The 13,769-nt window shown below is 53.3% G+C and carries 12 protein-coding genes; 8 read left to right on the top strand and 4 right to left on the bottom strand.

Translation table 11 applies throughout. The annotated features are described in order from the left end of the window. Nucleotides 1-76: 76 nt before the first annotated feature. Nucleotides 77-1,219 (bottom strand): geranylgeranyl reductase family protein, encoded by a 1,143-nt coding sequence (locus IPJ96_08695; GenBank protein MBK7910422.1) that lies wholly within the window; start codon nucleotides 1,217-1,219, stop codon nucleotides 77-79. A gap of 55 nt (nucleotides 1,220-1,274) precedes the next feature. Here IPJ96_08695 and IPJ96_08690 point away from each other — a divergent pair, with 55 nt between their 5' ends. Genes IPJ96_08690 through IPJ96_08680 form a run of 3 tightly spaced genes read left to right on the top strand, consistent with a single transcriptional unit; the run spans nucleotide 1,275 to nucleotide 6,621 of the window. Continuing rightward, a complete protein-coding gene (locus tag IPJ96_08690) occupies nucleotides 1,275-2,543 on the top strand; it encodes an imidazolonepropionase (protein ID MBK7910421.1) in 1,269 nt (422 codons plus the stop codon). Between the two features lie 18 nt (nucleotides 2,544-2,561). Then, nucleotides 2,562-4,220, top strand: a complete 1,659-nt coding sequence (ftcD, locus tag IPJ96_08685) for a glutamate formimidoyltransferase (GenBank protein MBK7910420.1) — start codon at nucleotides 2,562-2,564, stop codon at nucleotides 4,218-4,220. A gap of 49 nt (nucleotides 4,221-4,269) precedes the next feature. After that, nucleotides 4,270-6,621, top strand: coding sequence for a patatin-like phospholipase family protein (locus tag IPJ96_08680; protein MBK7910419.1), 2,352 nt, complete (start codon nucleotides 4,270-4,272; stop codon nucleotides 6,619-6,621). Between the two features lie 2 nt (nucleotides 6,622-6,623). Here IPJ96_08680 and IPJ96_08675 read toward each other — a convergent pair whose 3' ends face one another. Continuing rightward, the gene (locus tag IPJ96_08675) at nucleotides 6,624-8,603 is read right to left on the bottom strand and encodes a dehydrogenase E1 component subunit alpha/beta (protein ID MBK7910418.1); all 1,980 of its coding nucleotides are present in this window, start codon (nucleotides 8,601-8,603) and stop codon (nucleotides 6,624-6,626) included. Nucleotides 8,604-8,750: 147 nt separating this feature from the next. On the opposite strand from IPJ96_08675, the gene IPJ96_08670 reads away from it, so the two are divergent. Next, on the top strand, nucleotides 8,751-8,909 hold the full coding sequence (locus tag IPJ96_08670) for a hypothetical protein (protein ID MBK7910417.1): 159 nt from the start codon (nucleotides 8,751-8,753) through the stop codon (nucleotides 8,907-8,909). A 30-nt stretch (nucleotides 8,910-8,939) separates the two neighbouring features. On the opposite strand, the gene IPJ96_08665 is transcribed toward IPJ96_08670, so the two are convergent. Both IPJ96_08665 and IPJ96_08660 read right to left on the bottom strand, forming a co-directional pair. Further along, the gene (locus IPJ96_08665) at nucleotides 8,940-9,233 is read right to left on the bottom strand and encodes a hypothetical protein (GenBank protein ID MBK7910416.1); all 294 of its coding nucleotides are present in this window, start codon (nucleotides 9,231-9,233) and stop codon (nucleotides 8,940-8,942) included. A gap of 70 nt (nucleotides 9,234-9,303) precedes the next feature. Beyond that, complete coding sequence (locus IPJ96_08660) at nucleotides 9,304-9,654, bottom strand: hypothetical protein (GenBank protein MBK7910415.1); 351 nt, start codon at nucleotides 9,652-9,654, stop codon at nucleotides 9,304-9,306. 146 nt (nucleotides 9,655-9,800) lie between these two features. Between IPJ96_08660 and IPJ96_08655 the strand changes: the two genes are divergently transcribed. The 4 genes from IPJ96_08655 to IPJ96_08640 all read left to right on the top strand — a co-directional run bounded on the left by IPJ96_08655 (nucleotide 9,801) and on the right by IPJ96_08640 (nucleotide 13,767). Then, complete coding sequence (locus IPJ96_08655; GenBank protein ID MBK7910414.1) at nucleotides 9,801-10,517, top strand: DUF5011 domain-containing protein; 717 nt, start codon at nucleotides 9,801-9,803, stop codon at nucleotides 10,515-10,517. A gap of 93 nt (nucleotides 10,518-10,610) precedes the next feature. Continuing rightward, nucleotides 10,611-12,521: an LTA synthase family protein gene (locus tag IPJ96_08650; protein ID MBK7910413.1), complete on the top strand. Its 1,911-nt coding sequence runs from the start codon at nucleotides 10,611-10,613 to the stop codon at nucleotides 12,519-12,521. Beyond that, nucleotides 12,518-13,408: a diacylglycerol kinase gene (locus tag IPJ96_08645; GenBank protein MBK7910412.1), complete on the top strand. Its 891-nt coding sequence runs from the start codon at nucleotides 12,518-12,520 to the stop codon at nucleotides 13,406-13,408. Before IPJ96_08650 ends, IPJ96_08645 begins: the two co-directional genes overlap by 4 nt. Further along, nucleotides 13,405-13,767: a diacylglycerol kinase family protein gene (locus tag IPJ96_08640; GenBank protein ID MBK7910411.1), complete on the top strand. Its 363-nt coding sequence runs from the start codon at nucleotides 13,405-13,407 to the stop codon at nucleotides 13,765-13,767. Before IPJ96_08645 ends, IPJ96_08640 begins: the two co-directional genes overlap by 4 nt. The last annotated feature ends 2 nt before the right edge of the window (nucleotides 13,768-13,769 follow it).

The following is a 13,769-nucleotide window of genomic DNA, read 5'->3' as shown; positions in this document are numbered from 1 at the left end:
TACGAAGTTACGGTTCGGGTTGGCTGCAGAACCCGGTGAAAGGCCTAAAAATCAACGAAAAGATGTTAATGCAGCCTTACAACCTGCGTGCTACCCGGTCTTTCAACCAGGGAATTCGGTTCCCCAACGCAACCAGGGACTCGATCAGCCAGGGACGGTTAAAAACACGTTGCATCAACAATTTGCGGCGGAGTTCCGGTCCAAGTTTGGAGTAGAGTTCCCGATCGTAGGCTTGCAAAGAGTCGTGGCCAAACGCTCCCGACTTGAAGGCCTGCCGGATATGGCGTGCCGCGATTTGCGCACTCCACATCGCGTTGGCTATACCTTCCCCGTTCAAAGGATCGATCAGGGAAGCGGCATCGCCACAGAGTAGGAAACTGTCACCGCTGAGTTGTTGCACCTTTCCGCCAAGTGGTAAGCCGAATCCTGTCACCGTTCCTTCCCTTACGGCGAACCGGAATCGGTCACGCAGTTCATCATTGGACCGGATAATCGCGTCCAGGGCAGCCTTCAGATCGATCCGCCGTTTGGAGATATCGCTGGTCAACATCCCGAAACCCACATTCGCTGCTCCATCCGGAAGCGGAAATATCCAGAAGTATCCCGGCAGAAAATCTTTGAGCAGGTAGATCTCGAGCAACTCATTGCCTTGAACACCTTTTATCCCGCGGTAATAAGCCCGGACTGCTCCCGAGTGAAAAGCAGGATCTACCGTTCTCCCGACCAGTTGCCGGGCAACGATGGAGTTTGCGCCATCACAGCCCACCAGAAAACGGGCCTTGAGTTGCAGCCCGTCAGCTAACAATTCAAACCCCTCTCCGGTATTCCGGATCGACTTGACCGTCAGTCCGGTCAACAACCTGAGTGTCGGAAACTTCACCCGGAGTTGTTCGAACAGAAAATGATCGAAGTCCCATCGGCGAACGACCCGGCCAGGTTTTACAAACCTGGCTGTAACGGACCTGCCCCGGGGTGTCACCAATCGCCAGCCGGCAGCCTTTACGCCGAACGCGCGCCTTGAAAATTCATCGGCCAGGTCCGGATCAAGTTCCCTCAGGACACGTTCAGCCCTCCCTCCAATCGCATCCCCACATACCTTGTCGCGCGGAAAATCACTTTTGTCAACAAGCGCCACCTTCAGCCCTGCGTCATGCAAAGCCAAAGCACAGGTACAACCGGCTGGACCGGCGCCAAGGATCACGACATCGTAGGTATCCATACAGGCGGTGGCGGGATTAATTGCTACTTTCGCCGGCGAATCTACCAAAGTTCCTGTGGCTTTATTGATCCGGAACATCCGTACCCTGGTGCTTGCCCACCCGGGTTCACTTTCTCCGCTTCGTGGCGATGCCATGGACCGTATTCCGCTCGTGGATGGAGCCTACCTGCTTGTCCGGCACGGGAAATTTGAAGCCTTTGGACAGGAAACACCGGAGGCCCTGGCCGAACTTCGATCCCGCTACACGATCGGCGAAGAGATCGATGCCCAAGGCGGATTGGTGCTACCCTCTTGGTGCGATGCCCATACGCATACCGTATTTGCCGGTAGTCGTGAACAGGAATTCGTTGATCGTATGCAGGGACTCAGCTATCAGCAGATAGCGGAGCGTGGTGGTGGTATATTGAATTCAGCCAGGCGCCTTCGGGATGCTTCGGAAGATGAGCTTTTCCACGCGGCACGTGAGCGTGTGCTGGATGCGATCCGGATGGGAACCGGAGCGATCGAGATCAAGAGCGGTTATGGCCTTGACGAAGCCAGTGAGTTGAAAATGCTCCGGGTCATTCGTCGGTTGCGGGATCACTTCCCGATTCCGGTGCGCAGCACCTTTCTTGGAGCACACGCGGTCCCAGCCGAGTTCCAGGGTGACCGATCAGCCTATCTGAAATTCCTTACCGATACCTTATTCCCGAAAGTCGCCGATGAAGGGCTCGCTGATTTCTGCGACATCTTTTGTGAACAAGGGTATTTTACGGCGGACGAGACGTTTCAGTACCTGTCAAAAGCTCGTGCGTTCGGAATGCGGCCCAAGGTGCATGCCGAGCAGTTGACCCGAAGCGGTGGTATCCTGGCCGGAATCAAAGTCGGAGCCATCAGCGTGGATCATCTGGAATACGCGAATGACGAAGACATCAAGGCGCTGGCAGACTCTACAACCATTCCGGTCCTGTTGCCCGGAGCTCAGTTGTTCCTCGGACTTCCTGCTCCCCCGGCCCGGGCGATGATCACGGCCGGCAATGCGGTCGCACTGGCGACCGATTTCAATCCCGGCAGCAGTCCCAGTTCGAACATGAACCTCATGGTGTCTCTTGCCTGCATCCTCTACAAGATGACCCCACGGGAAGCGATCTGCGCCGCAACAATCAATGCAGCGGCCGCCATGGGCATTCAGGATACACATGGAAGTATCGGCATCGGAAAGGTTGCCAATTTCTTTGTGACCTCGCCGCTTGAATCCGTCGAAGCATTTCCATACTTCTTCGGTCAGCCACTCATCCGGCAGTGCTTCATCAACGGCCGGACATTATCCTCACTCAATATCTGACAACTGACAACACCCCATATGCAACAGCTTATCGAATGTGTTCCCAATTTCAGTGAAGGACAGGATCCGGCGATCATCCGGCAGATCACCGAGGTTATCGAAGCGACCGATGGAATCCGTTTGCTGAACGTCGATCCGGGAAAGGCTACCAATCGTACTGTGGTTACGTTTGTCGGAGCGCCTGAACAAGTTGTGGAAGCCGCGTTCCAGGCCATCCGCAAGGCGGCGGAACTGATTGACATGAGCAAGCACAAAGGTGAGCATCCCCGCATGGGTGCTACCGATGTTTGTCCGCTTATCCCGATCAGCGGTATCTCCATGGAAGAGACGGCTGCCTGGGCGCAGAAGCTGGCTCAGCGCGTGGGAAATGAATTGAAAATTCCGGTATACCTCTACGAGGCAGCTCAGCCTGACCCGGCCAGGAAGAATCTATCGGTCATCCGCGCCGGCGAGTATGAGGGCTTCTTCGAAAAGATCAGGAAGCCGGAATGGAAACCCGACTTCGGTCCCGCTGTTTTTCCTGCCCGTTCAGGCGCTACGGTTATCGGAGCACGAAATTTCCTCGTGGCTTATAACATCAACCTCAATACCACTTCTGTACGACGGGCCAATTCGGTTGCGTTCGACGTACGGGAAAATGGCCGAAAGGTCAAGAATGAAAAAGGCGAAGAAATTGTACAGCCCGGCACCTGCAAATCGGTCAAAGCCATCGGATGGTTCATCGAAGAATACGGCATTGCCCAGGTCAGCATGAACCTGACCGACATCAGCGTGACTCCGGTTCACATCGCGTTTGACGAATGTGTGAAAAGCGCTTACCAACGAGGGCTTCGGGTTACGGGTTCCGAACTGGTCGGTCTGATTCCCCTATCCGCAATGACGGATGCGGGAAGGTACTTTTTAAAAAAGCAGAAGCGATCAACCGGTGTATCGGAAGAAGAACTGATACGGATCGCCATCAAGTCGATGGGACTCGACGAACTGGGACCATTTAAACCGGAAGAGCGGATCATCGAATACCGTTTGCGCGACGCAGCCCAGGAGCGTTTGGTCGGCATGCGGCTACGCGAATTCGCGAACGAGACAGCCGCTGAATCCCCTGCACCCGGCGGTGGCTCCATTTCCGCCTATGTGGGTGCATTGGGTGTTTCCCTGGGTTCCATGGTCGGGAATCTTTCCTCCCATAAAAAGGGCATGGATGATCGTTGGGAGTTCTTCTCGGATTGGGCAGAAAAGGGTCAGCAACTGAAGGACGAGCTTTTGTTCCTGGTCGATGAAGACACCCGATCGTTCAACCGTATCATGGCCGCCTTCGGTCTTCCAAAAGCTACGGAGGAAGAAAAAAAGGCCCGAAGTGTGGAGATCCAGGCGGCTACCCGGTATGCGACCGAAATACCGCTCCGTGTCATGAAGGCCGCCTTCGCTTCGCTTGCAATCATTAAAGCCATGGCCGAAGAGGGCAACCCCAATTCGGTTACCGATGCTGGTGTAGGTGCGTTGTGTGCCAGGACAGCCGTACAGGGCGCCTATCTGAACGTCCGGATCAACGCTTCGGGGCTAAAGGACAAGGAATTCGTTGACGGGATCCTGAAGGAAGCGGCGGCAGTCATGGAAAAGGCTAAAATCGAAGAGAAAGTTATCCTGGAAACGGTCGAACGTAAGATAACTACCGCATAAGTGTCAAACTTTTTCCTGTTTTGAACGTAAATTATTGGTACTGCGTTCAATGAACAGGTTCCGCCGCCCCGATTTCCGAAGACGTAAAGCCTTTACCCGCTTTATCTATTCGTTTCCCATCCAGTTACTGGTGGTGATGCTGAAAAAGAATCACCTCCTGTTGTTGTACTGGGTGGTGCTGTTCGGCTGGGTGACGGAATCGCTTTCCAAACGCTTCGGTATACCCTATCTGTTTCTCGATCCCGAGTACATGGGGACCGTCGGTTTTCTGAGTTTCTTCATCATGGGTTTCGCCACCGGCGCGTTCATCATGGTGTTCAACATTTCCAGTTACATCATCAACGGCTTCCGCTTTCCGTTCATTGCCACCTTATCGCGCCCGTTTCTGAAGTACACGATCAACAACTTCATTCTTCCTGCGCTGTTCGTCCTGGTGTACCTCGGCAATCTCATCAGTTTTCAGCTCAACAATGAATACCAGGGCTTATGGAGCATAATTTCGGAGGTGACCGGTTTCCTGATCGGCATGACGCTGATCTTCACCGTCACGCTGACGTATTTTTTCCGAACCAACAAGGACATCGTGCTCATGTTCGGCATGGAGACTTCCGATGCCGATCCCAATGCGCCTGTCGCGGCGCATGTGGATGACGAAGACGATCTGCTGCTGACAAGAAAATTATTCACCAAGAAGAAAAAACCGGCCCAGATCAAGGAGTGGCGGGTTGATACGTACCTGAGCACCTTCCGAAAAGTCAAGTTGGTACGGCATACCGGACACTATACCCGCGACATGGTCGAATCGGTGTTCCGCCAGAATCACCTGAACGCCGCGATCATCGAGATCATCGTCTTTGGCATGTTCATCCTGATGGGACTTTTCAAGGAGTACTCCCTTTTCAAGATCCCGGCCGGCGCCAGCGTGATGCTCACCTTCTCCCTGCTGATCATGTTGAGCAGTGCCTTCCGGTTCTGGTTGAAATCCTGGGCGGGCTCCGCGTTCATTCTCCTGATCCTGGTGGTCAATTTCCTATCGCAATACGGCATCTTCTATCCGGAAAATAAGGCCTACGGGCTCGATTACACGGTGAAAAAGAGCGCGTACGACATGGATGCCATCCGGAGAAGCGACGACAGTCTGCGCGTTCAGGCAGACATGGCCGCCACGATCGCGCAGTTGGAAAAATGGAAAGAGAAAGCGGCCGTCGGCGGGACGAAACCGAAGATGATCTTCGTTAATTGTTCCGGTGGCGGCTTGCGCGCATCCATTTGGGCCTTTCGGATCATGCAACTTTGCGACAGTCTGACCGACTACCGCTTCACACGTTCCACCCAACTCATCAGCGGGGCTTCGGGGGGAATGATCGGCGCGGCGTACTACCGGGAGTTGTTCCTGCGCCAGCGACTCGGACTGCTCTCCGACCTTCAGAACAAGAAATACATTGATAACATCGGGAAAGATCTGCTGAATCCGGTCACGTTCAGTATTTCCGTGAGCGATCTGTTCCTCAACGTCCAAAAGTTCCGGGAAGGCAATAACCGATACTCGAAGGATCGGGCCTATGCTTTCGAGAACCAACTCAATGAAAATACCGGCAGTGTCATGGTCAAGCGTCTGCAGGATTACCGGAAACCGGAATCGGAAGCCATGATCCCGATGATGGTCTTCGCGCCGACCATTGTCAACGACGGCCGTCGCCTCCTGATCTCACCCCAACCCATCTCCTACCTTACCACCCACAGGAACGACAGCAATTTCAATTTCAAGACCACTTACGACGAAGTGGAATTCTCCGACCTCTTCAGGGAACAACAGGCGGGAAACATCCGGTTCAGCAGTGTGCTGCGGATGAACGCGACCTTCCCTTACATCCTGCCGGCTGTCAGTTTACCCAGCGAGCCGATGATCCAGGTGATGGATGCCGGCATCCGGGACAATACCGGAATGAAAACCTCGTTGCGTTTCCTCCATACCTTTCGCAAATGGATTGAGGAAAACACCAGCGGGGTGATCTTTGTCGATATCCGTGATTCTCACAAGGAGCGTCCCATCGAAGAGCAACCGCGAAAGACCTTCATCGAGAATATCACGACGCCGCTCGGCAACATCTACGGCAACCTGCTGACCATTCAGGATTACAACCAGGATGAGTCGTATGAATACGCCAAGGCCTGGCTGACCTCCCCGTTCGATTTCATCATCTTCGAACTACCGACCAAGGAACAGGAGATTTCGCTGAGCTGGCATCTGACGACCCGCGAACGCCGGTCCGTTTACAATTCGGTTTACCTCGAGCAGAACCAGGTGGCCATTGCCCGTTTACTCGAGCTGATGAAGCCGGTACGCGAACAGCCGAACAAGCCGTTACTCACGGACGTTTCTACGACCGATCCAAAGTAATATCAGTAACGGAGCAGTTGCTCCAGACGTTCTCCGAGGCGGTTCTTCGGAAGAAAATTCCATTCCAATTCCAGGTTCATGGGAACCGGTGTATCCAGGCTGGCCAGTCGCATCACCGGCGCGTCCAGGGATTCAAAGCAATGCTCGGAAATATGCGAAGCGATCTCTCCCCCGAATCCTCCCGTGTGCGTGTCCTCATGGAATACCAGCACTTTTCCGGTCTTACGCACGCTCTCCATCACCATTTCCTTATCCCACGGTAAGAGCGAGCGCAGGTCAATCAGGTCAACCGAAATTTCGGGATGCTGATCGAGGTATTCCAGCGCCCAGTGGACCGCCAGCCCATAGCTCACAATGGTGGCAGCATTTCCCTGACGGACCAACTTTGCCTTTCCGATCTCGAGGGTATAATAATCGTCCGGAACCTGCCCCTGGACAGAGCGGTAAAGCGCCTTGTGTTCAAAGAACATGACCGGATTGGGGTCCGCGATGGATGCTGCGAGCAATCCTTTCGCATCATCCGGGAACGCGGGATAGACCACCTTCAAACCGGGTGTATGGGTGAACCAGGCTTCGGTTGACTGAGAATGGAACGGTCCGGCATTCACGCCGGCGCCGGTGGGCATACGAACCACTACATCGACATTTTGTCCCCAGCGATAGTGCGTCTTCGCGAGGTTGTTTACAATCTGGTTGAAGCCGCAGGTGACGAAGTCGGAAAACTGCATTTCGACCATGGCTTTCATACCATTGATGGCTAAGCCCTGGGCGGTTCCAACGATTGCGGACTCGCATAAAGGCGTATTCCGTACACGGTCCTTTCCGAAGGCTTCCACAAATCCCTGGGTAACCTTAAAGACACCGCCATATTCGGCAATGTCTTGTCCCATGAGAATCAGGTTCGGGTAGCGCTCCATGGACTGACGGAGGCCGTCGCTGATCGCATCGACCAGACGTTTCTCGGTAGCCTTGCCTGTAACGGGCTCAATCAGTTCAACCGAACGCTGATCGTACATGTCCCGTAACTCGACCTCCGTGTCCGGTTCAGGGTTCGACTCCGCATAAGCGACCTCCAGATTCGCTTCGATCTCCTGCTTTATCTCTCTGCGCGTCAGAGCTATAAATTCCTCGTCGATCACTTTCTCTTTAAGCAGGAAATTCTCGTAATTATTGACCGGATCCTTCTTTCCCCAAAGGTCGAAGAGCTCCTGTGGGACATATTTCGTCCCGGAAGCTTCCTCATGCCCACGCATTCTGAAGGTCATGCATTCCAGCAGGATCGGACGAGGCCGTTGACGCACCGATTCCGCCAGACCGGATATGGTCTTATAGGTTTCGAGGATGTTGTTTCCATCGATCTGAACAGCCTCCATTCCATAGCCGATTCCCTTGTCGATGAACTGTTTCATCCGAAACTGTTCATTGCTGGGGGTGGAAAGTCCGTAACCGTTGTTCTCGATGATAAAGATGACCGGCAGGTCCCAGACCGCGGCCACGTTGAGGCTTTCGTGGAAATCGCCTTCGGAAGTTGCTCCATCGCCGGAGAAAACCGCGGTAACACGCTTTTCCGAGCGGATCTTATTGGCCAGCGCGATGCCATCGGCCACACCGAGTTGGGGACCCAGATGAGAGATCATTCCGATGATCTTGAATTCCTGTGTACCGAAGTGAAAGGAGCGGTCGCGACCTTTGGTAAATCCACCTGGCTTTCCCATCCACTGGGAGAACAGTCGGTTGAGCGGAATTTCCCGAGTGGTAAAGACACCGAGATTCCGGTGCATGGGCAGGATGTATTCATCGCGATCCAGGGCAAGGCCGCACCCAACGGCGATAGCTTCCTGACCGATACCGGAGAACCATTTCGCCAGTTTCCCCTGGCGCAGGAGCACGAGCATTTTCTCCTCGATCATGCGAGGCTTCAGGATAGCTTTATAGATACGCCGGAGTTGGTCGTCGGAGAGTCCGGAACGGTCGTACTTCATCATAGGTGAAATCGCGGTTGGCGCTGCAAAATTACCGAATCAGAACGGGCTGCTGCCTTGGGGCCGGCAGGTTGATTTACAGACTTTCCAACAAATCAGCCCGACTACCCTGAACGAAAAGCAAGCCCGCATTCGTATCTTAGCGGAATGGAATGGCAGTCTTTGGTCGCTTATGTGCTCTTGCTGCTTGCGGCGGGTTACCTGTTGCAGAAATTGGTTGGAACATTCTCCGGGAAAAAGACTTCCGGATGCTCCGCCTGTGACCCCGGATCGATGAAAAGTGTAGAAAATAAAAAAGGAGCCTGAGGCTCCTTTTTTATTTTTTTCTGCGCGGAATTACTTGGCAGACTCAACAGCAGCAGCAGCAGAGTCAACAACCGTTGCAGCAGCAGCGGCAGCAGAATCCTGCATAACAGCCTGCTCGGCAGCAGCCTTAGCGGCAGCTTCAGCAGCAGCGATCGAATCTTGAGCAGCTTTTTCCTGAGCAGCTTTTTCTTCTGCGCTCGGACCACAAGCTACGAGAGCGATCATTCCGGCGACGAACAAGGTAGAGAGAACCTTTTTCATTGTTTTTTGGATGGTTTTTTGATTGAATGGGCGCAAAGGTAGGGCTTTTTCCTTAGGAAACAAGGCCTTAGGTTAAAAAAATTAACAGGGGAACGTTAATATCCGCTCCCCTGTTTTATGCTAAAAAGCCAGATTACTTGGCTCCCGGCTTCTTCATGCCCACCTTGGGCTGTCCGGTCGGGGCCTGCTTCGGCTCTTCTTTCGGCTTGGGCTTGGGCTTTGGCTTTGCTTTCGCCTTATCCGCTTCAGCTTTAGCGATGGAATCGGCCTTCGCCTGCTCCATAGCCGCGTTGATCGAATCCTGACGAGCCTGCTCCAGGGCAGCCTGGGCAGCTGCTGCGGAATCAGCTGCAGCCTTTTCCATTACAGCATTGATTGAATCCTGGCGGGCTTTCTCAGCCGCAGCCTTTTCTTCAGCGCTCGGGCCGCACGCGACCGTAGCGATCATACCGGCTGAGAGAAGAAGGGCGAATACTTTCTTCATGATGGTTGTTGGTTAATCGTTTGATTTTTGATTGACGGCAAAGATATACTGAAAGGAATGAAAATTGTTTCGGCCAGGCAAAAGAAAGATAATTCCGCTATTTTTGCGGTACCAAACGTAACGTAACTTAACCAATCAACCCTCCAATGAAAAAATCAATTTTGTATTCCGCTTTTGCGATTCTCGGATTTGGCGCGCTGGTCCTGACGGGCTGTTCCAAGGACGAAGACACCACTGCTCCTTCTCTTAGCCTGACCGGCGGTACCAGCATCACGGTCAGCCTTCCTACCACAGCAGGTGGCGCCGGCACCTGGTCGGATCCGGGTTTCAGCGCTTTGGATGACGAAGATGGCAACATCACCAGCTCCGTTACCGTTACCGGCGCTTCTGCTGTCAACCTGAACCGCAAAGGCTCCTACACTGTTTCCTACTCTGTAAGTGACAAGGCAGGCAACTCGACATCTGTCGACCGCGTAATCAACGTGGTGAACGATGCGGAAGTATTCGCTGGCTCTTACGCCACCTGTACCGATTCATCCACGACTTTTGCCCTCGTTGCCAATTTTGCAGCCTCCTGTTCCACTTCAGATACGATCAATAACCTGGTCAAAGTGGTGAACTTCGGCGCCTTTGACTCTACCGGAACCTATCCGATCTACATCAAATTTGACGGAGTAGCCGCCGGATCGGCAATTACCCTGAACACCAACAATCAGTTTGTCGGTGCAGTTGCTCAAGTCACCCAGATCTATCCGACGGGAACGGGTGTTGTAAGCGGAACAGCTCCGACCTCTTTCGATATCACTTACCAGTGGACCGACGGTACCGCTACGGACATTGCCGTATCGAAATATCGCCGCTAACCATCTGTTGATGGTATAACAAAAAAGCCGCCGATGAGGTGGCTTTTTTGTTTCTCGCCATCTTCGCGAATAGCATTATCTTGCCCTGGACTGATGAATAAAAGCGCCACGCTGCTTCTGATGCTTCGTTTCAGCGGACTGCTGGTGCTTTACTCATTGCTCAGGCTGATCTTCCTGTTGGTGCACTGGGACTATTATGCCGGGACATCATCCGGAACGCTGCTCCTTTCATTCTTCTACGGTTTACGCTTTGATGCGACGGCCATCTGCATCCTGAATACGCCTTTTTTTCTTTTCCATGTTCTCCTTCCCGACCGCTGGCTTGCGCACGGTTTTATGCGAAAGATCCTCAGCGTCTACTTTGTCACCCTGAATGCGCTCTTTCTCCTCGCGGCTTGTGTCGATCTTGGATTGTATAGCTTCTCTGCCAGGAGGATGACGACCGATATGGTACGCATCATGGGTTTCGGCGACGACTTTGTGAACACCGTACCCCGGATGGTGGTGGATTATTGGTATCTGCTCCTGCTCTTCTTCGGATTAATCTTCATCCTCTATCGCATCCTGCGTTGGTCTCGCACCACATCGCGCTTTTACCGGCTCAACGAAGCACTTTCCAAACGCTGGTGGAATCTCGTCTTCCGGATGCTGGCGCTGGTTTTGCTGGTCATTGGTTTTCGCGGAGGACTTCAATATCGTCCGTTAAGTATTGGCAATGCCGCTCAATTGGGTGGAGGTCATACGTCGGCCCTCATCCTCAATACGCCATTTACCATCTTCAAGACCTGGGGGAAAGATGAACTGGAAAGAGCCCAATGGATGGATGACGCTACGGCCCGGCAGTTACAACCATTCGCCTATCATCCGCTTCCGGCGGATAGTGCATCCCATCGCCCGAATGTGGTCATCCTCCTCCTGGAGAGCTTTGGCAGCGAATACATCCAATCGCTCCATCCCGATGGCGTCGCTTACACGCCATTTCTTGATTCGCTTTTCAAACACAGTCTGCTTTGCACGAACGCGTTCGCGAATGGCAAGCGCTCCATTGAAGGCATACCGGCCGTGATCGCCGGTATTCCGGCGCTGATGAACGAGCCATTCATTACTTCCGTATACGCCGGCAACCGGTATGACGGACTTGGTACGCTCTTAAAACGTATCGGGTACCAATCCGTTTTCTTTCATGGTGGGACGAATGGTACCATGGGATTCGACCATTTTGCAAAAGCTGCCGGATACGACCGCTATTTCGGTCGCAAGGAATACGGCCATGACGAGGACTTTGATGGCAACTGGGGCATTTATGACGGGCCTTTCCTGCAAAGAGCCGTTCATGAGATGGATCAATTGAAAGAGCCTTTTCTGTCGACTATTTTCACTTTATCCTCGCACCATCCCTATTCCATTCCTCCTGCAATAAAGTCTCAATTTCCGGAAGGACCGTTACCCATTCACGCCAGTGTCCGGTATACCGACGCGTGTCTGCGCGATTTCTTTAAAACTGCAGCGAGGAGTACATGGTATTCCAACACAGTGTTCATCATCACAGCGGATCATACCGCAGAAGCCGAGACTCCCTATTACCTCAGCAAGGCAGGTATGTATGCCATACCGATCGCGTTTTATCATCCTGATGAAAGCCTGAAAGGACGGTACGAACGCACCACCCAGCAAATTGATATCCTCCCGAGTATCCTGGACCAGGTTCGGTATCCGGATCCTGCATTTGCATTTGGCAATAGCATCTTCCGGACGGGTGTCTCCTCCGGCGCCTACACCTGCCTCCAATCCGTTTATCAACTGATTGACAGCGGATATGTACTTTCGATGGACACTACCGTCCACCGCCAGTTGTACCGGCTCCAGGAAGATCCTTCCCTGCAGCAGGATATCAGCGTCTCCGACAGCAGCCGGGCCGATCGGATGAGCCTGCGGTTGAAAGCCATGATCCAACGCTTCAACAGTGTATTACTCGACAATGCCATGAGCCAGAGCAAAGAATGAGTAAGCAACGTATCCGATTCATCATCAACCCGCATTCCGGCACGTCAAAAAAACACAACCTGCCGGACATGATCCGTGCGGCGATCGACCCGGGTCGCTTCGAACCGGAGATCGTCTTTACGCAAGCGCAGCTTCATGCCACCGAGCTAGCCCGTGAAGCCGTCTCCATGGGTTATCGTGCGGTCATAGCTGTGGGCGGGGACGGCTCCGTGAATGAAACAGCGGCCGGATTGTCCGGCACCACCACCGCCCTGGGCATCATCCCAACCGGTTCGGGAAACGGCCTGGCCAGGCACCTGGGCATGCCGATGGGTTTGACTGACGCGATGAAATGTCTCAACACGGCGGAAGAAATCTCCATTGACACCTTCCGGGTGAATGATCGGCTGGGAGTCGGGACTTTCGGTATCGGGTTTGACGGACACATCGCGCACTTGTTCGCGAAGGCCGGAACACGCGGATATTCCACCTATGTCAAACTCGTCTTGTCGGAATTCTATAAATACCGTCCACGTGAGTTTCACTTCAGTGTTGACGGGAATCCCCACTCCAAGGAATCGTTTCTGTTTACGTTCGCCAACTCATCCCAATTCGGCAACAACGCCGTGATCGCGCCTTTCGCCGATCTGCAGGACGGGTATCTGGATGTAGCGATGCTCCGGCAATTCCCGGTTTATTCGGTTCCCCATCTGCTCTACCGGATGACACACAACACCTTGCATAAATCGCGTTATTACGATATGCTGCGCGGCAAGGAAGTGAAGATCCACAACGCCGATGAAGTTCACGGCCATATCGACGGTGAACCAATCATCCTGCAGGGCAATATCCACATTACCGTAGTGCCATCATCCTTACTCATCCTCGCACCCGCAAAGACGCCATGAACCCGTTGATCATGTTCCTTCGCAGTTTCATCTACGCGATGGCAGGTTGGCGGTCGGCCATACGAACGCAGCGCAATTTCCGTATCCATCTGCTGGTGACGGTCATGGTGGTCTTGGCAGGCTACTATTTTTCCATCTCCAGAACCGAATGGTGCTTTGTATTGCTTTGCATAGGCCTGGTCTTGTCCGCTGAACTTTTCAACTCATCCATTGAAACCATGATCGATCTAATCCATCCGGAGCGGCATCCGCTAGCCGGCAGGGTAAAAGATATGGCCGCCGGGGCCGTCCTGATCACCGCGATCATGGCGGTGATCATCGGACTTATTATTTTTCTTCCCTATCTGCTTACAACCTGAGC

It is taken from the genome of Bacteroidota bacterium (assembly GCA_016713765.1).
Lineage (GTDB): Bacteria > Bacteroidota > Bacteroidia > AKYH767-A > 2013-40CM-41-45 > Pollutiaquabacter > Pollutiaquabacter aromativorans.
The sequence above is the reverse complement of the archived record's forward strand: the minus strand, read 5'-3'. Positions and strand labels throughout refer to the sequence as shown.

Coding starts and splice junctions, on each gene's coding strand:
- IPJ96_08695 (MBK7910422.1), bottom strand. CDS start 1,219: ATGGATACCTACGATGTCGTGATCCTTGGCGCCGGTCCAGCCGGTTGT.
- ftcD (MBK7910420.1), top strand. CDS start 2,562: ATGCAACAGCTTATCGAATGTGTTCCCAATTTCAGTGAAGGACAGGAT.
- IPJ96_08680 (MBK7910419.1), top strand. CDS start 4,270: ATGAACAGGTTCCGCCGCCCCGATTTCCGAAGACGTAAAGCCTTTACC.
- IPJ96_08675 (MBK7910418.1), bottom strand. CDS start 8,603: ATGAAGTACGACCGTTCCGGACTCTCCGACGACCAACTCCGGCGTATC.
- IPJ96_08670 (MBK7910417.1), top strand. CDS start 8,751: ATGGAATGGCAGTCTTTGGTCGCTTATGTGCTCTTGCTGCTTGCGGCG.
- IPJ96_08660 (MBK7910415.1), bottom strand. CDS start 9,654: ATGAAGAAAGTATTCGCCCTTCTTCTCTCAGCCGGTATGATCGCTACG.
- IPJ96_08655 (MBK7910414.1), top strand. CDS start 9,801: ATGAAAAAATCAATTTTGTATTCCGCTTTTGCGATTCTCGGATTTGGC.
- IPJ96_08650 (MBK7910413.1), top strand. CDS start 10,611: ATGAATAAAAGCGCCACGCTGCTTCTGATGCTTCGTTTCAGCGGACTG.
- IPJ96_08645 (MBK7910412.1), top strand. CDS start 12,518: ATGAGTAAGCAACGTATCCGATTCATCATCAACCCGCATTCCGGCACG.
- IPJ96_08640 (MBK7910411.1), top strand. CDS start 13,405: ATGAACCCGTTGATCATGTTCCTTCGCAGTTTCATCTACGCGATGGCA.